The 18,374-nt window shown below is 65.7% G+C and carries 14 protein-coding genes; 7 read left to right on the forward strand and 7 right to left on the reverse strand.

What is annotated here, in order from left to right:
• Window positions 1-29: 29 nt before the first annotated feature.
• From ACNSTU_RS11055 to ACNSTU_RS11065, 3 genes are all read right to left on the reverse strand, one after another.
• Window positions 30-1,010, reverse strand: coding sequence for a lipid A deacylase LpxR family protein (locus ACNSTU_RS11055; protein ID WP_418212377.1), 981 nt, complete (start codon window positions 1,008-1,010; stop codon window positions 30-32).
• A gap of 5 nt (window positions 1,011-1,015) precedes the next feature.
• The gene (locus tag ACNSTU_RS11060; RefSeq protein ID WP_290633300.1) at window positions 1,016-1,894 is read right to left on the reverse strand and encodes an SDR family NAD(P)-dependent oxidoreductase; all 879 of its coding nucleotides are present in this window, start codon (window positions 1,892-1,894) and stop codon (window positions 1,016-1,018) included.
• A gap of 78 nt (window positions 1,895-1,972) precedes the next feature.
• Window positions 1,973-2,512 (reverse strand): DUF1614 domain-containing protein, encoded by a 540-nt coding sequence (locus ACNSTU_RS11065; protein ID WP_290633298.1) that lies wholly within the window; start codon window positions 2,510-2,512, stop codon window positions 1,973-1,975.
• A 255-nt stretch (window positions 2,513-2,767) separates the two neighbouring features.
• Between ACNSTU_RS11065 and ACNSTU_RS11070 the strand changes: the two genes are divergently transcribed.
• Window positions 2,768-3,088 (forward strand): FmdB family zinc ribbon protein, encoded by a 321-nt coding sequence (locus ACNSTU_RS11070; protein ID WP_290633296.1) that lies wholly within the window; start codon window positions 2,768-2,770, stop codon window positions 3,086-3,088.
• 110 nt (window positions 3,089-3,198) lie between these two features.
• Entirely contained in the window at window positions 3,199-4,983 is a 1,785-nt protein-coding gene (aspS, locus tag ACNSTU_RS11075; protein ID WP_290633294.1) for an aspartate--tRNA ligase, read from the forward strand.
• A 13-nt stretch (window positions 4,984-4,996) separates the two neighbouring features.
• Here the strand turns inward: aspS and ACNSTU_RS11080 are convergent, their stop codons facing one another.
• Complete coding sequence (locus ACNSTU_RS11080) at window positions 4,997-5,791, reverse strand: metallophosphoesterase (protein ID WP_290633292.1); 795 nt, start codon at window positions 5,789-5,791, stop codon at window positions 4,997-4,999.
• Between the two features lie 7 nt (window positions 5,792-5,798).
• On the reverse strand, window positions 5,799-6,557 hold the full coding sequence (locus tag ACNSTU_RS11085; protein WP_290633315.1) for a S1 family peptidase: 759 nt from the start codon (window positions 6,555-6,557) through the stop codon (window positions 5,799-5,801).
• Window positions 6,558-6,895: 338 nt separating this feature from the next.
• Between ACNSTU_RS11085 and ACNSTU_RS11090 the strand changes: the two genes are divergently transcribed.
• The 5 genes from ACNSTU_RS11090 (at window position 6,896) to ACNSTU_RS11110 (ending at window position 15,802) form a co-directional block, all read left to right on the forward strand.
• The gene (locus ACNSTU_RS11090; RefSeq protein WP_418212378.1) at window positions 6,896-8,290 is read left to right on the forward strand and encodes a TIGR03013 family XrtA/PEP-CTERM system glycosyltransferase; all 1,395 of its coding nucleotides are present in this window, start codon (window positions 6,896-6,898) and stop codon (window positions 8,288-8,290) included.
• A 39-nt stretch (window positions 8,291-8,329) separates the two neighbouring features.
• Window positions 8,330-10,468, forward strand: coding sequence for an XrtA/PEP-CTERM system histidine kinase PrsK (gene prsK / locus ACNSTU_RS11095; RefSeq protein WP_418212342.1), 2,139 nt, complete (start codon window positions 8,330-8,332; stop codon window positions 10,466-10,468).
• Window positions 10,407-11,786 (forward strand): PEP-CTERM-box response regulator transcription factor, encoded by a 1,380-nt coding sequence (gene prsR, locus ACNSTU_RS11100; protein WP_290632981.1) that lies wholly within the window; start codon window positions 10,407-10,409, stop codon window positions 11,784-11,786. The genes prsK and prsR overlap by 62 nt, the downstream gene beginning before the upstream one ends.
• 47 nt (window positions 11,787-11,833) lie before the next feature.
• Window positions 11,834-14,614, forward strand: coding sequence for a tetratricopeptide repeat protein (locus tag ACNSTU_RS11105; RefSeq protein WP_418212343.1), 2,781 nt, complete (start codon window positions 11,834-11,836; stop codon window positions 14,612-14,614).
• 180 nt (window positions 14,615-14,794) lie between these two features.
• Entirely contained in the window at window positions 14,795-15,802 is a 1,008-nt protein-coding gene (locus ACNSTU_RS11110; RefSeq protein ID WP_418212344.1) for an EDSAP-1 family PEP-CTERM protein, read from the forward strand.
• 61 nt (window positions 15,803-15,863) lie between these two features.
• Here ACNSTU_RS11110 and ACNSTU_RS11115 read toward each other — a convergent pair whose 3' ends face one another.
• Window positions 15,864-17,501, reverse strand: a complete 1,638-nt coding sequence (locus ACNSTU_RS11115; RefSeq protein ID WP_418212345.1) for an FAD-binding oxidoreductase — start codon at window positions 17,499-17,501, stop codon at window positions 15,864-15,866.
• A gap of 22 nt (window positions 17,502-17,523) precedes the next feature.
• A complete protein-coding gene (locus tag ACNSTU_RS11120) occupies window positions 17,524-18,294 on the reverse strand; it encodes a PEP-CTERM/exosortase system-associated acyltransferase (protein ID WP_290634751.1) in 771 nt (256 codons plus the stop codon).
• Window positions 18,295-18,374: the final 80 nt, after the last annotated feature.

Below are 18,374 nucleotides of genomic sequence, written 5' to 3' on the forward strand. Positions count from 1 at the left end.
GAACGGCGGCGTTACCTCTCCCCATTCTGCTAGAAATGACCGGATACGGCGATAGCGCCGAAGTCCTGGGTGCCTTCCTGGCCCCGGAACTCCCGTGTGGGGAAAACGTGAGTGTAGGTGATCCGCCAGCGACGCGAGATGTTCATGGCGCCACCGACCTGGGCCTCGCCCACGAAAGGCCGTTTATCCGCCCTGCGGGAGTCGCGGAAGGTGTTGCCGTCGAGAAAGACGTCCCGGGCGACGGCGCGGCCGTCGACGCCGGCGAACAGGTACCAGCCGAAGTCCGCCTGGGGGCGAAACACTTTTGATCCGGGGAGGCTCGGTTGGATCCGCGGCGGCCCCCAGTCCATGGGCAGATTGCGGCCGATGCGCGCGGTGGCTCCAATGTTCACCTGGGTGAATACGTTGCCAACGGCGCCACCCACATGGGGCGTCAGGTCAGCCTGCCAGCCGTCGACCCCGAAGACGGCCCAGGAGCGCCACTGCCGCTCGTAGCTGAGCATCAGCGTGGGCTCGTTGTCGAGCTGGGTGTCCCAGCCCTCCGGTTGCGGTGATCCGGTGAACCGGTGGATCTCCCTCTGCACCTTGTCCGCCAGCGATGCCGGCCCGATGACACCTGCGTTGAGTTGCAGACGGTCCACCCGTCGCGGGGTCTCGCTGGCGAGGCCCACGCCGACATTGAGCCAGCCGGCGTAAGGGCGGTCACCAGGCGGGGGGTCAGGATCCTCGATGTCTTCCGGCGTGTACATGTTCTGGCCCAGGGAGTAACTGAGCTTCAGCTCGCCCCGGGGCGAGAAGAACGGCACCAGGTCGGCACCGGTGCGGACCCAGCCCGGGATACGGCTGTCCGGCGACAGCCAGGTGGCCCTTACGCCACTGGTGTAGTAGCGGTCCTCGCCGGCGAACAGGTCGTTTTCATATTCCAGGGTCAGCGTACCCCGCTCGGGCAGATCGCCGCTGGCGAGGAGCGGCCACACCAGAAGGAGGCCGGTTACGCAACGCGTGAACATGCGCTTCATCGCGCGGCGCCGTCGGCTTCGTCGGGCGGTTGCCGCTCACCGCGGGTGGACGTGAGCAGCACCGTGTCCATGAGGCGCGTGGACAACCCGCGGCGCAGGATGCCGAACAGCCAGGTGGGCACGGTGACGTAGTAGCGCGGGCGTGGCCGGCGGCTCTCCAGGGCATGCCGGACTTTCCGCGTCACGGCGTCGGCATCCAGGGTGAAGCCGCCCACGCGGTCGGGCGCCGTCAGCCGGTGCTCCATGGCGCGATAGGCGCGGGCGTGTGCGCTGCGCTCGGCGTCGATGTTGGCGAGATAGCGCGCATAGGCATTGGCACGGAACCGGCTCATGATCGGGCCCGGCTCCACCAGCGCCACGTGGATGCCGGTGCCGCGGAGTTCCATGCGCAGCGTGTCCACCAGTCCCTCCATGGCGAACTTCGAGGCGACGTAGGCGCCCCGGTAGGGCAGGGCCGCGAACCCGAGCACGGAGCTGTTGTAGACAATGCGCCCGTGGCCCTGGCGCCGCATGACCGGAAGCACCTGATTGGTGAGCTCCTGGGCACCGAAGAGATTGGTCTCGAACTGCGCCCGCAGGGCATCGCGAGTCAGATCCTCGACCGCCCCGGGCTGGCCGAATCCGGCGTTGTTGAACAGGGCATCCAGGTGGCCACCGGTGCTGGCGAGCGTGGTTTCCACGGCGGCGGTGATGCTCGCCGGCTCATCCACATCGAGCTGCACCGCTTCAAGCCCATCGTCCCGCAGGCGGCGGAGGTCGTCCTCCCGGCGGGCGCCGGCGAACACCCGCCAACCGCGTTGACGCAGTGCGACGGCAGTGGCGTAGCCGATTCCTGAGGAGCATCCGGAGATCAGAACCGAACGACTGAGGTGCATGATTTCGTCCCTGACAATAGATGGGGGCCGCACCGTGCCACGGCAGGGCTACCCTATCGCAACTTGGGGTGCAGGACACTAGGCCAGCAGCACGGCGACGATACCGGTGATGAAAACGCCATCGAAGGTGCCTGCACCGCCAATGGAGGCCACCGGTACGCCCAACTCGCGGATGTTGTTCACGCGCAGAAGGTCGGCGCCGATCAGCACGCCGAGCGTCCCGGCGATATAGGCCAGCGGGGCAGACAGGTCACCACCCAGCATCACTGCCAGTACGGCCGCGGTGATCGGTGCCACCAGTACCGGCATGGCGATACCCAAGCCGGGGATGGGGCGGCTGAACAGGTAGCACACGGCGCTCTGGCCCGCCACGGCCAGGACCACCGGTGCCAGAGGCAGCGGCTGTGTGGCCAGCAGATAAAGACTGAACGCCACCGGGATGATCGCCCCGCCGAGGTTGATGGCAACCACCGTGCGGCCGTTGAACGGATGCTGCATGCGCTGCAGCCAGGGCATGGCGGCGGGCGGCCGGTCCGGGCGCACGTCGGTGTCCGCCTGCATCTGGAACAGCGGCATGTTGATCAGGCTGCCGGCCACACAGCTGAACAGCAGCAGCATCCCCGATCCGGCGGTGAGCCCGAGCTTGTCGAAGGCGATACTGACCGCACCGATCTGGATCAGGGCGAACAGGAAAACCAGCGCAATGATGCCGATGAACAGAGGGATGACAATGCTCCGAGGTTGCCGCTGCAGGCTCGTGGTGATTGTCGCGCACCCGCGGGGCCGTGCCCAGCCCCGCGGCGTGACGCAACACTTGTGTTGACAAGCGCCTGGCCTTATATAGATTGCGTCGATTTCCGGAGGACACAACCCATGCCGATTTACGAGTACCTGTGTGATGGATGCGGGCACGAGCAGGAAGCGATCCAGAAATTCAGCGACGCGCCGCTCACCGACTGCGACGAATGCGGCGAGCCGCGCCTGCGCAAGAAGATCTCCGCGGCGGGGTTCCGCCTGAAGGGGGGGGGCTGGTACGAAACGGACTTCAAGTCGTCGAACCAGCGCAACGTGGCCGGTGACAGTACGTCGGGGGGCAGCTCCGGAGGCGGTGGCGACAGTGGTGGCTCGTCCTCCGGCGGATCCGAAGGCAGCAAGAGCGGGAGCACCGACTCCAAGGCGGCCGCAAACTCCTGAAACCGCGGGTCAGTCGCTTGCGCCGCCCCGGGTGAGACCGTAACATTGCCGCCCTGCTCAGGCGGGTTCAGGGCCCGCGTCTCACCACGAACATCCAGGGCATAGTTGTCATGCGCAGCCATTATTGCGGCCAGGTAACCGAAGACCTTCTCGACACGGACGTGGAACTCTGCGGCTGGGTGCACAGGCGCCGCGACCACGGCGGTGTGATTTTCATCGACCTGCGGGACCGTGACGGTCTCGTCCAGGTGGTGTTTGATCCGGATCGTGCGGCGTCTTTCGCCACGGCCGAGAGTGTCCGCGGCGAATACGTGCTGCGCGTGCGCGGCCGTGTGCGGCGGCGCCCGGAAGGCACCGAGAACAGCAGCCTGAACAGTGGGCAGGTGGAGGTGCTCGGCCACGAGCTGGAGGTGCTCAACACCGCGAAAACGCCACCGTTTCAGCTGGATGACGAGGACGTGGGCGAGGATGTCCGCCTGCGCCACCGCTACGTGGACCTGCGCCGGCCCGAGATGCTGGAGAAGCTGCGGACCCGTGCCCGGATCACCAGTGAGCTGCGCCGTTACCTGGACGACAACGGCTTTCTCGATATCGAAACCCCCATGCTGACCCGGGCGACCCCGGAGGGCGCGCGCGATTACCTGGTGCCGAGCCGTGTGCACCCGGGTGAGTTCTATGCGCTGCCCCAGTCGCCGCAGCTGTTCAAGCAGCTGCTGATGATGTCCGGCATGGACCGCTACTACCAGATTACCCGCTGCTTTCGCGACGAGGACCTGCGCGCGGACCGCCAGCCGGAGTTCACCCAACTCGACATCGAGACCTCGTTCATGGATGAGGACGCCATCATGGACATGATGGAGGGCATGATTGCCGGGTTGTTCAGCTCCGTACTGGGGCAGGAGTTGCCGCGGCCGTTCCCGCGGATGACTTACGCCGAGGCCGTGCATCGCTTCGGCATCGACCGCCCGGACCTGCGTATCCCGCTGGAGCTGGTGGAGGTGGCGGACCTGCTCACCGACGTGGAGTTCAAGGTGTTCTCCGCGCCGGCGAACGACCCCAAGGGCCGGGTCGCCGCCCTGCGCCTGCCGGGTGGCGGCGATCTCACCCGCAAGGAGATCGACGGCTACACCGACTATGTGGGCCGTTACGGCGCCAAGGGGCTTGCCTACATCAAGGTCAACGACCCGAGCCAGGGCAAGGACGGCCTCCAGTCGCCGATCATCAAGTTCATGCCGGATGAGGCGGTGGCCGGCATTCTGGAGCGCACCGGCGCCCAGGCGGGCGATCTCATCTTCTTCGGCGCCGACAAGGCCAAGGTGGTCAACGACGCTCTGGGGGCGCTGCGCGTCAAACTCGGCCATGACCGCGGTCTGGTGGAGACGGGCTGGCGGCCCATGTGGGTGGTGGATTTCCCCATGTTCGAGTACGACGAACAGGACAAGCGCCTCTACGCCCTGCATCATCCGTTTACCGCGCCCACCGTCGAGAGCGTGGACGAACTCAAGAGCGCCGACGCCGAGCAGCTCCAGTCCCGCGCCTACGACATGGTGCTCAACGGAACCGAGGTCGGTGGCGGCTCCATCCGTATTCACCGCCCCGACATGCAGCGCGCCGTGCTGGGCCTGCTGGGCATCGGCGAAGAAGAGGCCCGGGAGAAGTTCGGCTTTCTGCTGGATGCCCTCGAGTATGGCGCGCCGCCCCACGGCGGTATCGCCTTCGGGCTGGATCGCCTGGTGATGCTCATGACCGACTCCGGTTCCATTCGCGATGTCATGGCCTTCCCGAAGACGCAGACGGCGAGCTGCCTGCTCACCGAGGCGCCGGCGCCTGTGGGCGAGGCGCAGCTGAAGGAGCTTGGCTTGCGTTTGCGCAAGACCGTGGCCGCGCAGGGGTGACGACCATCCGGTTCTAGGTACGGAGGGGTTGCTGGTGGATGGTCTCACCACCGTCCGCGCTCCGAACCGCGATTGTCAGGGGCTGGCCCCGGCTCACCCCGGTATCGAGATTGACGTGGCCGAAGCCACGTAACGGTAGGCCGTGGCAGTCCGCCGCCGGCATGTGGCCGCAGTAAGTGGTCGACAGGCCGGTCGGTGCCGTCTGGCCGCCCCACTCGGCTTGCAGTCGCTGCAGTGCGAGCCCCAGGTCCCGTTGCCATATCAGGGTCCGGGAGCAGCCCGGGGCGCCGACATCGATGTCGGCGTCTGTGACATCCTTCGAAAACCCCGCATGGACAACGTGATATCGGTACTCCTGATTCCCCACGACCAGTACGTGGGGGAGCTGCCTGACCCGTTCGATCAGGGCGGTCAGAGACGCGTCGGCTGGCCAGTTCGCCAGCAGCCATTCGCCGCCATTATTCTGGTGGACGGCAAAGCGCGCGTCGGTCCCGCCCTCCGTGCTCAATTGTCTGACTGCGCCGATCAGCAGATCCTCATGATTACCCATGACAGCGTGAAACCATGGTGTCTCCAGCAGGCGCAGGCAGCCGCGCGAGTCCGGGCCCCGGTCCACCAGGTCCCCCACGGAGATGACCCGGTCCCGGGACGGGTCGAACCGCAGCGCCTCAAGGGCCGCTTCCAGCGTCGCGCGATGGCCGTGCAGATCGCCGATCACCAGGTCGCGGCCATGCTCGTTTGCGGGCAGGCGGTGAACGCGTGCGTCGCTGGTTCGCCGCCGTGGCCACCCCAGAGCCTTCAGGAGCATCTTGGTATCACTTCAGGCCAGCCTCCTCCAGGAGCGTGTCCAGCAAGCCCACGGGCACCGCGTAGGTGATGCCGCTTGGCTCGGAGATCACGCGCTCGCGCGACTGCTGCACAAAGACGCGGTTGATGACCCCGACGACGTTGCCCGAGTCGGGTTCGTAAAGCGGACTGCCACTGTTGCCCGGGTAAGCGGTCGCGTCCAGCTGGAACACCCCTGGGGGCTGGTTGCGCAACTGGCGCAGCGTTGCCGGGTCCAGGTCGCCGCTGCGTGCCGCAGGGGCGGCCAGTGGCGTAATGGCCGCGACGATACCCCGGTGGGTTGCCGGATAGAGCCCCAGGACCATGCCGATCGGATACCCGGTGAAGGCGAGCAGCTGGCCTTCCCGGACCGCCTCTGAATCCCCCAGCGTCAGTGCCGGTAGGGGGGCACCGTCGAAGCGCAGGATGGCAAGGTCCACGGATTCATCCACCGCAACGGTCTCGGCCCGGCGGGCTTCGCCATCCCTGCCACTGCCCACGAACACGCTCAGACGCTCGCCTCTGTCGTTGTCCACGGATTGCGGAATGGCGTGGGCGTTGGTGACCACATGCCGGCCGTCGGCGATGACGAACCCGGTCGCCTCCAGGTGTACCGACGGGGTTCGTGTCCGCTGATACGTGCCAATGCCCACGACAGATGGCCGCACGGACTCGATGGTATCCGGCAGTGCGGTGATGGGGTTGCCTGTGACGGTGAGCGACCATGCCAGAGCCAGCGTGCCGATCATGGAGCACAGCGCAAGGATGCTCAAGCGCGGTTGCCGTTCGGTAGTCGTTGTGCGCACCCGGTTTCTCCCGTGACTGCCGCGCTGCCGGGGCTGCGCAGGCCATGGTCCATGGACGCCCTCATGGGCCGGTCTGATAGAGCCATCATGTCATTCGTGAGCTATGCTGTGAACTAGTTCACAAAAGTGTCGATCTTTTTTTTAACTGCGACTATCCTTTCGTTCAGGACGAGATGGAACCCGGAGAGGATCTGCCTGTGCGGGGCAGTGGGTTGCATCTGTCGGGGCGAGGGGGATACGGGTCTGGCGGGCGATTCGAGAATAAGAAGGACGCGGGCATGATCAGGTTGTTCAGCCATTACGTGCCCAGAAACACGTTATTCGTCGTGCTTCTGGAGGCGTTGATCCTTGCGGTCTGTGTGTATGGCGTGGCGTTGATCTGGAAAGGGCCCGGGCAGGCGGCGGACACGGAACGCCTGGCGGTCGAATCACTGATGCTCGCCTCGGCCATGCTGACGGCAATGGTCCTGCTGGGTGTCTACGGCCGGGCGTCCATTGAAGGGTGGGGCTCCACCCTGCTGCGGCTGCTGGTGGCAGCCGCCATGGGTTTTGGTGTGGTCAGCCTCGCTTCCAGCAACTTCGACGACACTCTTGCCATCCTGGGAGCTCCCGGACTTGCAGGTATCGCCGCCGCGTTCGTTCTGATCTCGGTGGAGCGGCTGATCGTATTCCGCTGGAGTGGTGCGAACGCCCTGCGGCCGCGAGTGCTGGTTCTGGGGGCCGGAAGCCGCGCGGGACGTGTGGATGAACTGGTTCGGTCTCACTCCACCGCCAGGCGTATGGATGTCGTTGGCTTTGTGCCCGCCAACGAAGGGCAGCCCGCGGTCGGGGAGGCGCGGCGGATCGAGCGCGAAGGCGACGAGCGCCTGTGGGACCTGGTGCGGCGGCTGGGGGTGAACGAGATTGTGGTGGGCGTGCGCGACCGGCGCAATGGCGGATTACCCGTGGGCGAGCTGCTGGAGTGTCGTCTTCGGGGGGTGCGGGTCACCACTCTGACCGATTTCTTCGAGCGCGAAACCGGCCAGATCCGGGTGGACTCGCTCAACAGTAGCTGGCTGATTTTCAGCGAGGGCTTTCGGCGCAATACCCTGCGCCGCGTGGTCAAGCGGACATTCGATATCGTCGCCAGCAGTGCCCTGCTCGTTGTGGCGGCGCCGGTCATGCTGCTGACGGCCATGGCCATTGTGCTGACCATGGGGCTGCCGGTGTTCTACTACCAGCAGCGCGTAGGCGAGGGAGGTCGGGTGTTCAGGATCTGCAAGTTCCGCAGCATGCGCAACGACGCGGAGTCGGACGGCCAGGCCCGGTGGGCCACAGCGGCGGATGACCGGATCACCCCGGTAGGTCGCGTTATCCGGCTGCTGCGCATCGACGAGTTGCCGCAGATCATCAACGTGCTGCGTGGCGACATGAGCTTTGTCGGTCCCCGGCCCGAGCGGCCGGAGTTCGTGGAAGGGCTCGCCAGGGAGATCCCCTACTACGACGCCCGGCACAGCATCAAACCCGGGATCACGGGCTGGGCGCAGGTGCGTTACGCCTACGGTGCGTCCGTGGAGGACGCCCGGCAGAAACTTCAGTACGACCTTTACTACGTGAAGAACCACACGCTGTTTCTGGACATCATGATTCTCCTGGACACGGTGCAGGTGGTGCTCTTCGGAAAGGGCGCGCGGTAACGCTGTGCCTGGTTCGCTGGCGGGATAAAGGAGTCTGTGTTGGACGCAGGGAGCATCGGGTACTGGCTTGCGGCCGCCGCCTTTCTGGCGTTGGCGGCGGTAGCCGTTGTCCTGTGGCGCAGTCGGGCGCTTTGCCTCTGGGTCGCCCTGGGTGCGCTGGCGTCCGGCATCTGGGCTCTGGTACACGCTCAGGGCGGAGCCGCGCCGCCGGCGCTGCAGTACCTTGCCGAACTGGTTCGCTACGCCGGCTGGATCGGGGTGATGCTGGTGATGCTCGGGCAGCCCTACCTGGTCAATGCGCCGGCCGCACGGCCGTTGCTCAAGGCCGTGGGAGTCGGGCTCGGCGTCGCCCTGGTGGTGATGGTCCTGGCCGCGCTGATCCACGTGCTGCCGTTGCCGGAGGTGTTCGCGGGGCTGGTCGTGCTGCGCCACCCGTTGCCCTATCTGGTCATGGCCGTACTGGCGGCAATGTTAGTGGAACAGCTCTATCGCAACACCCATCCGGATCGGCGCTGGGCCATCAAACCGCTGTGCATCGGGCTTGCCGCGGTGTTCGTCTACGACATTTATCTGTACGCCGACGGCACGCTGTTCCGAGGCCTCCAGGTTCCGCTCTGGGACGCGCGCGGCTTCATCAACCTGCTCGTGGTTCCGCTGCTGGCGCTGTCGACAGTGCGCAGCCGCTCGGTCTCGCAGCCCATCTCGGTGTCGCGCCAACTGCTGTTCCACTCGGTCGTGCTGGTGGGGTCCGGCGTCTATCTCCTGCTCATGGCCGGCGCCGGCTACTACATCCGCTATGTCGGCGGCACCTGGGGCAGTGTTCTCCAGGCTGCGTTTCTGTTCGGCGCGCTGTTGCTGCTGATCGCCTTCCTGCTGTCCGGCGCCGCCAGGGCGCGGTTGAAGGTCGTGCTGAGCAAGCACCTGCTGCGGTATCGCTACGACTACCGCAGCGAGTGGCTGCGGTTCATCGATACGCTGTCCACCAACGATGTGGAGCAGTCCCTGCGCCAACGGGCCATCATCGCGCTGGCCGAGATCATGGATTCGCCCCAGGGGCTGCTGTTCAGCCGGGGAGAGGACGGGCGTCTGCGGCTGACCGAATCGTGGAACTTCGGTGAGCCCGACACCCTTGTGGAGCCTGAAGACGGCCCGCTGGCCGATTTTCTTCAACGCACGGAATGGGTGGTAGACCTCAAGGAGTACCGTGCGAACCCGGAGCTCTATCATGGCCTGGACATTCCCCACTGGTTGCACAACGTCCAGCGTGCCTGGCTGATCGTTCCGATGATGCAGCTCGAGCGCCTCCAGGGGTTCGTCATTCTGGGCGAGCCGCGCGCGCCCCGGCAGCTGAACTGGGAAGACCATGACCTGCTGAAGACGGCGGGGCGCCAGTTGGCGAGCTACATCGGCCTGCTGGATGCCACTGACGCGCTGACGGAGAGTCGCCAGTTCGAGGCCTACAACCGGTTATCGGCCTACGTGGTTCATGATCTCAAGAACGTGTCCGCGCAGCTGGGGCTGGTGGTGGGGAATGCGGAGCGCCACGCGGACAATCCCGAGTTCGTGGCGGACGCCATGCGCACAGTGGCCAACGCCAAGGCCCGCATGGACCGCATCCTGGGCCACCTGCGCCGCGGCGGTGACGAGGCATCTCGTCAGCTTGAGCGCTTTCCCCTGCGCGATGCACTGGACGAAGTGGTTGATCGCTGCCGTCGCGCTCACCCCGTCCCGGTGCTCGCCGGGCAACCCGACGGTCTGGTTCTGACCGGGTCTCGCGAATCGTTTGTCACCGCGGTGGAGCACCTGGTGCAGAACGCCCAGGAGGCTACCCCTGATGACGGGGTTGTCACCCTGGACGTGCGGGGTGGCCCGGGGGAGACCGTGCTCACGATCGAGGATACTGGCTCGGGCATGGATGGCGCCTTTGTTCGGGAGCGCCTCTTCCGCCCCTTTCAGACCACCAAGGGAAACGCCGGCATGGGCATCGGCGTGTTCGAGGCGCGCGAGGTGGCGCGGCGCATGGGTGGTGATCTCACCGTGGTGAGCCAGCCTGCACGGGGCACCTGCTTCTCGATGCAGCTTCCCGGCGCCGAGCCGCGGGCCAATGTTCTGACTGATGGATCCGAAACGACTGGAGAGGGTCTTGGAAGAAGCCGTTCGCAAGTTGCTCATCATTGAGGATGACCCGGGCCTGAAGAGCCAGCTGCGCTGGTGTTTTCAGGGGTTCGAGGTGCTCACTGCCGACGATCGGGAGCAGGCACTCGCCCAGGTGCATCGCCATTCCCCCGCGATTGTCACGCTGGATCTGGGCCTGCCCCCGGATCCGGCCAACGCCAGTGAAGGGCTCCAGGCGCTGGAGGACATTCTAAGCCTGCGTCCGGAGACGAAGGTGATCGTCGTCACCGGCAGTGATGATCGCACCAATGCGCTCAAGGCCATTGCGCGTGGTGCCTACGACTTCTATCAGAAGCCGGTGGATGGCGACGTGTTGCAGCTAATCGCCGAACGTGCCCATCGCGTCTACGAACTCGAGCAGGAGAACCGGCGCTTGATGCGCCAGGGCGCCGGGACGCCTCTCGAGGGCGTCATCACCGCTGACCCGGAGATGCTGCAGGCGTGCAAGACCGTGGAGAAGGTGGCGCCGGTGGACGCCACCGTGCTGTTGCTGGGTGATAGCGGCACCGGCAAAGAGGTGCTGGCCCGCGCGGTGCATCAGCTCAGCCCGCGCCACAAGGGGCGTTTCGTCGCAATCAATTGCGCCGCGATCCCCGAGAATTTGCTGGAGAGTGAGCTGTTCGGGTACGAAAAGGGTGCGTTCACCGGTGCCGCAAAGCAGACCATCGGCCAGATCGAGTACGCCGATGGCGGGACGCTGTTTCTCGACGAGATCGGCGATCTGCCGCTGTCGCTGCAGGCCAAGCTGCTCCGTTTTCTGCAGGAACGGGTCATCGAGCGTCTGGGGGCACGCGGGGAGGTGCCCGTGGACGTCCGGGTGGTGTGCGCAACGCACCAGGACCTGGACACCCTGATGCGGGAAGAGCGCTTCCGGGAAGACCTCTACTACCGCATCAGTGAACTGACGATACGTATTCCGCCCCTGGGCCAGCGGAGCGGGGATGCGGTGCTGCTTGCCCATCACTTCCTTGATCACTTCGGCCGCCAGCACGGCAGACGGCGCAGTGGCTTCAGCGCCGACGCGCTGGCCGCCATCGAGGCGCATAGCTGGCCGGGCAACGTCCGCGAGCTGGAGAACGTGGTGCGCAAGTCGGTGATCATGGCTGAGGGTCCCGAGGTCACCGCCGATGATCTCGGGCTCGTCGCGCCGGTGGCCGAACATGACTCCCTGAAGATCCGGGACGTTCGCGACGCGGCCGAGTCGCGGGCGGTTAGGCGCGCCCTCAGTCGCACCAACGGGAACATCGCTCAGGCGGCGGATGTGCTGGGCGTGTCCCGGCCCACGTTGTACAGCCTGTTGAACAAGTTCGGTCTCAAGTGACAGCGAGAGGGGCCTGGCATCGTGCCCGGCTCACAGAGAGGTGGAAGATGAATCGCGCCAAGGAAAGAAGCCATCGGGGTATCCCGCAGGTTAGTGGTCTGATTCTGGCCAGTGCGCTTGGTGTTGCGCTCGCCGGTTGCGACAGCCTGTTCGGTGTCGACGAGCAGGAATATGTGTCGCGCGGGGTGAGTTACTACCAGGACGGGCGTTACAACGAGAGCATGATCGAGCTGCGCAATGCCCTGCAGCAGAACTCGGAGAACGAACAGGCGCGGTTCTACCTGGGAGTGGTGCAGTTGACCCTCGGGGACTACTCCGCCGCGAGACGTGACCTGGAGCGAGCCCGGGAGCTTGGTTACGACGGGGCGGAGCTGGCGCTTCCGCTGGCACAGGCGCGGCTTGCCAGCAGCGCGTATACGGAAGTCCTGGACGTTGAGCCGGGAGATGACCTCAGTCAGGCGGACAGGGCGGAACTCCATGCCGTGCGCGGGCGCGCCTACCTGATGATGGAAGATGCGGAGGGCGCCCGGAAGGAATTCCGGCAGGCGCTGTCCGCCGATCCCGGCGCCGCCAGCGCCCGATTCGGCCAGGTGCTGATGGCGCGGATTGACAACGACCCGGAGCGCATGCGGCGCTGGGTGGAGCGGACGCTGTCGGCTGACGAACACCATGTGGACGCGTGGCGCACGCGCGCCCTGCTGGACATCACCGAGGGGCGTGACGGCGACGCCGATTACGCCCTCGACCGGGCTGTGGAGTCGGCCAGCCCACCCGTGCCTCAGGATCTCTACCGCCGCGCCATGATGCGTCTCCAGCGCGGCGACCTGGACGCCGCCGCCAAGGACGCCAGGCAACTGGTGGAGCTGGCCCCGGACCTGGCCGACGGGCGCTACATGGTCGGTCTGGTTGAACTGCGCAAGGGGAACACCAGCAGCGCTCAGACGGAGATGGAAGCCGCGCTTTCGCGAAACTCGCGCCTGGCGCCGGCGCGACTGATGCTTGGTGTCATTCATGGTGACGCCGGCCGTTATGATCAGGCCCGGTACCAGCTCGAGCGGTATCAGGTGCTCATGCCGGACGCCCGCATCGGCAGTGTCGCTCTGGCGGCGCTGGAAGGGCGCAAGGGCAATACCGACGCCGCCCGGCAGACGCTCAACGGCCATCTGCAGCGCTATCCCGACGATGCCAATGCACAGGCGCTGCGGACGTTGCTCAGCGCCGAAGGGGATACCAACCCCTCCATGGTGGCGATGGTGTTCTCGGCCATGGGTGCCGCAGACGACATCGCGGGCTCAACGGACGATGTGGTGAACGGAGAAGGTCTGGTCGCCGGGCTGGACGAAGCCGGCAGCAACGGCCCGTCCGAAGAGGACGTGAGAGCGATAAGGGACTTGCTCTCGCGTGGCGACTACGAGCAGGCGCGGGACCAGGCGGAGACCCTCATCGAGTCCTATCCTGACGTCGCCCAGCTCTACAATCTCAAGGCCGGGGCGTATCTGGCGATGGGAGAACTTCAGTCAGGGGTGGACGCCCTGGCGCAGGCGCTGGAGGTGGAGCCGGGCAACTACTCTGCGGTCAGCAATCTGGGGCAGTTGCTGTTGCGGGCGGATCGCCGCGACGATGCACTCAGGCTGTATCGCCAGGCGCATGAGGCCAACCCGGATCACCTGGAAATGCACCTGACGCTTGCCCGGCTGGAACATGAGGCGGGCAACACCGAGCGGTCGAACGAACTGGTTGCCGACGCTGTGGAGCGGCACCCGGACGCCGTCGAGCCGCGCATGATTCACGCACGTCGGCTGGTTGCGGATGGTGATGCCCGGGCGGCGCTGGAGGCAATCGAGCCGCTTCTCGAGGAACACGGCGACGATGAGCAGATCCTGCTCGTGCAGGCTGATGCTCACGAGGCTCTCGGGGAGCACGAGGCGGCCATTGAGGCATGGAGCCGGCTGGTGGAGCGTCACCCGGACAATGCTGAGCTGCGGACGGGCCTGGCCCGGAGCCAGGCCCGCATGGGCGATACGGATGCCGCTATCGACAGTCTTCATGCTGCCATCGAGGGGGCGCCCGACAAGGCCGAGCCCCGCGTGCTGCTGATTCATGTGCTGTTGAACGCTGACGATGCAGCAGCCGCGGAGGCCGCCTACCAGGACCTCATCAGCACAGTCGGCGAGAGCAGCGAGCGGCTTCAGCACGGCGCGACGGTCGCGTTCGCCGACGATCGCCCCGACGACGCCCTGCAACGGCTGCAGCGAGCGCAGGAGACCAACCCCTCCGAGCAGGGCGCCCTGACGCTTGCCCAGGGCTATCAGCAGGCAGGCCGTCAGGATGACGCGCACGAGGTGCTCGAGGACTGGTACCGGGAGGTTGACGGCGGCATGAGCATGACCGGGCGTCACCTCCTGGCCGCGCTAAGGCTGGAAGTCGATGACACGCCCGGAGCAATCGAGCTGTACGAGGACATGCTCGCGGAGGACCCGGACGACCCCGTGATGCTCAACAATCTCGCCTGGGCGCTGCGCGAGAGCGACCCGAAGCGAGCCGTCACGCTGGCGGAGCGGGCTGCCGGTATCGCCCCGGGCATGGCGGATATCGACCACACGTTGGCGGTTGCGCTGCACCAGGCGGGCGATCACCGGCGGGCGCTCGAACTCATGGAGGAGGTGGTCGGTCGCGACGATCGGCCGACCTACCGGCTGGAGCTGGCCGAGTTCTATCTGCAAGCGGGTGACGATGCGAAGGCGGAGCCACTGCTTCGGGGCCTGGCTGATGCCGATTTCGATGGGGTGGACAGGGCGAACACGCTGTTGGAGTCGCTGGCCCAGTGAACAGCTGCACGACTAGTAGTGTGTCGGTGGCCGACGGATCAGAAGGCCCGGGTGTTGACCGGCTTTACATGATTGTCACCGAGGTGCGGTGGGGTAATCGTAAAACCTTGATATATTCGGTTAATTAAGGGTTGGCATCGTGTATGCATTCTCCTTGCTAGCGCAGACTGACATCACACCTTGGAGGACGTCGCGCAACCACGATGGGTAATGGAGATCACGGATATGCTTGCCTCAAAAAGACTCGGTATTTCAATGGTGACCGCCCTGGCTCTGGGGGTTGGCGGTATCGGCGCCGCCCACGCCAGTGCGATGACCTATTCCCAGCTGTCGATTTTCGGTTTCCAGGTGTTCAAGTCGGATGGCACCACCCAGTGGGACGTCAGCGACTTCGATAACCTGGCGGTTGGTAACTCGGGCAGCACGAGTGCCTCCCTGAACAGTATTCCGGGGTCGGATGGTGATTCCATCTCGCCGACCTCAGGTCCGGTTGACCCGGCCCAGGCCTGCCAGGGAGCCGATTGTGGAGGTATTCCCCAGAATACGTTCGAACAACAGCCTTCCGGGCAACACTTTTCACGAGGTGACGCCCGCCTGGAGGGTGCGCTAATCACCGGGCTGGAAGGCCCGTCGGAAGTGACCGCGGATACGGTGAGTGAAATCCAGCTGTCGCGGAGTGATGGTGGTACGGCCAGTGCGAACCTCGGGACGAACACCGAATTCCGCTTCATGCTGAACGAGGAGAACAGTGGTGAAGCTCTCGACTTCCAGTTCTCCGCCGTGAAGCTGATGGAAGCCATGCTCGGTGAGCCCGAAGGCTCTGTGTTCGTGGATCAGACCTTCCGGATCTCGATTCGGGACGAGGATGCCGGTCAGACGATCTTCGCCTTCTCACCGGATGGTAGTGGCGCTCGGGGGATCACTGGCGGTCAAGCCCTGACAGACGAATGCAACCTGAACGACGAGTTCGGTCGCACCAACAACCCGGGTACGTCTGACGCCACATGCTCCGGCAACTTCCGGGCTGTGACGAACGAGCTCATGTCCGGCACGAACTACAGCTTGAACATCTCGCACAACGCCTTTACGAGTGCGAGTGTCCAGGTGCCGGAGCCGGGTACACTGGCGCTGTTTGGCCTTGGCCTGCTGGGTGTTGGGGCAGCCGGTCTGCGTCGCCGTCGCAGCTGATAGGGACGACTAACGGACCAGGAATCGCCGGAGTGTTTCTCCGGCGATTTTTTCGTTTGTTCTAGTAACGGCCGGGGGCCATGACCCCCTTGGGGTCCAGCGCCTGCTTGATCCGCCGCACGGTCGCCCAGTAGCTGTCGTCCCCCGGGTTCAGGGACGTCATGGCCTGCGGGCCGACCCGGTAGGGCGGATAGCCGGCGCGCATGACCGCTTCCAGTAACGCATCGTGACAGGCCCGGGCGCGACGGACCTCGCCCGGGTCTTCCTTGTCGTACGAGACAGTGATGACGCCGCCGAGGGCGCGGTCTGTCACGGTGTTCAGTGTGAGCAGCAGATCGAAGTCGTATTCCGTCATGATCGGTTCGATGGTGTCATGCAGCTTTACAGCGTCCTCGCCGCGCATGGGGATGACCGGCGAGACCCAGTACATGCCGCAGTTGTCGGCAGCCGGATTGGCCTGCTGCGGGAAGTGTTCCGGCAGCCCGCCACGGCGCTTCCAGTACGCCCCGGCGAGAAAGCGCCGGCTGGGGATGCCCTTGTTCATGTCGAACAGTGCCCTGGCCGTCTCCACCGTGGCCTGCAGGCGCTGACCCCAGCCGGTTCCCCTGAAGGCGCGCGCGACCTTGTAGCCCATGTCCAGTTTGCCTTCGGAGAGAAAGCGCAGCCGCCAGCCCGGTCGCCGGAGCGCGCGGCGTAGCGCTTGCCGGGCCGCATTCACCTGCGGCCGCGATCCCGTCAGTGCACCCGAGATGGTCCAGGCGCCCAGCCCCGCCTCCCGGCGCATCTGCCGCCGCAGATCGGCGGGAAGCCGCCCGGCGCCGCCCGTCCGGTCGCGCGGAAACGGTCCGCCGCTCGAGAGCAGGCGCAGATCGTTGCCTACGTGCACGATGCTGCGCAGCGTCCCGTCCAGCCGGAGCTTGCGCAGGGTGTCCACGGCTGCGGCAAGGTCGTCGTCCGCGTCGATCATGCAGATGAAGTGCACTGTGTGTTCCGGCTCCGGCATGAGCCACAGGCCCATGCGGGTGGTTATGCCCAGCCCCGACTGCGTGAACAGCCCGTCCAGATAGGGGCCGACGCCGTAGGGGAACAGGTGGGTGGCCTGGGCGTTGTCGTAGTGCCCGAAGCCGGTTTTCAGCAGTTCGCCGTTCGGCAGCACGATCTCCAGTCCGGAGATCGTCTGCATGCGGTTGCCGTAGGCGGAGTGCCCGTAGCCCCGCTCCATGATGTTGCCCACCAGGCTGGTGTCCGGGCCCGCGCCGGTGCAGTCCATGATCAGCGGGATACCGTGATCGCGCAGATAGCTGGAGAGCTGCCCCTGTGTGACGCCGGGTTCGATGACCGCATACGCCAGGGTCTCGTCCACGTGCAGGATGCGGTCCATGCGCGAGAGATCGACGATCACCTGACCGTCATGAACCGCGCAGGCATCGCCATAGCCCCAGTTGCGGCCGCGGCTGATCGGGTAAAGGGGCAGGCCGTGAGCGGCGGCGATGCGAGCCACCTCCTGCACCTCCGGGGTGGTCCCGGGGCGGAGCACAGCCAGTGGCACGGTGCCGCAGTCTGACGTGCTGTGCAGGTATGGCGCGAGCTGGTGGGGCTCCGTGAGCACGTGCGCCTCGCCAAGGCTGTTACGCCAGGCCGGAAGCGCGCAGGCAAGAGACTCCGGGGGCGCGGCTGAACCGCTGGATTGATCATCCATGTGGGCTCCGTGATTCGGGGGCTCAGACTCGGGTGCGTCGGGAGGGCGGTGGTGTGGTGCCTTCGTCTCCGCCTTGCAGTTGTGCCAAGGCGCTGTCATAGAGCGCATGGAATTCGGGTTTCATGCCCTTCATGGCGGTTTCGTGGTGCATGTAGAACGCGGCCCTCTGGCCATGATAATCGATCATCGCGCCGATCCGGGTGAAATACAGGCCGGACCGGGCCAGCAACCGCGCCAGGCGAGGTTCCATCATCGCGAACATGTGTGGCCGGTCGGACACGGCCGAGAGTGCGACGGCGGAGAGAAACAGCGCCACGGAAATGAGCGGGTAGTTACGGCTCTCTTCTCTGGCATGCCCGGACTCGGGGCCGAGGCCGGCGGGGCTCTGGGTTTCACCGGGACGCCTGCGGAAAACGGCGCGGACTGCGAGTCGTGACGTCTCGCAGATCGTCTCGCTGCCGAAGCGGTCGGGATGGATCGCCGCGTGCTCAAGGCTGTGACCGCAGTATCGCTCCATGGGTAACGGCTCGGTTGCGGTGGACGGCGGCGTAATCAGGCGGACACAGCCGGCAATGGCCCCGGTGTGCCGGTGTATGACGGCGGCGTGCAGAGCCCGGTCGTCATACTCGTCCCGTTCCATGCCGCCCGGGCAGTCCTCTTCGCGCTCGAAACCGTACTCACGGCAGTAGACCAGGTAGCGCAGCCGGAAGATGCGGTGAAGAACCGCCTCCGACTGGACCGGAATGATCCGGAAGAACCGATTGAACCGCTGTGCCAGGTCGTTTTCGTTCATTCTGCGCCCGCGGACTCCGTTGTTCCCATGCCCGGCCGGCGTTGCCGCCCGCTGATGCCTGGTCGCCTTGTGTTGATCTT

The organism is Aquisalimonas sp. APHAB1-3 (assembly GCF_048323695.1).
Taxonomy (GTDB): Bacteria; Pseudomonadota; Gammaproteobacteria; order Nitrococcales; family Aquisalimonadaceae; genus Aquisalimonas.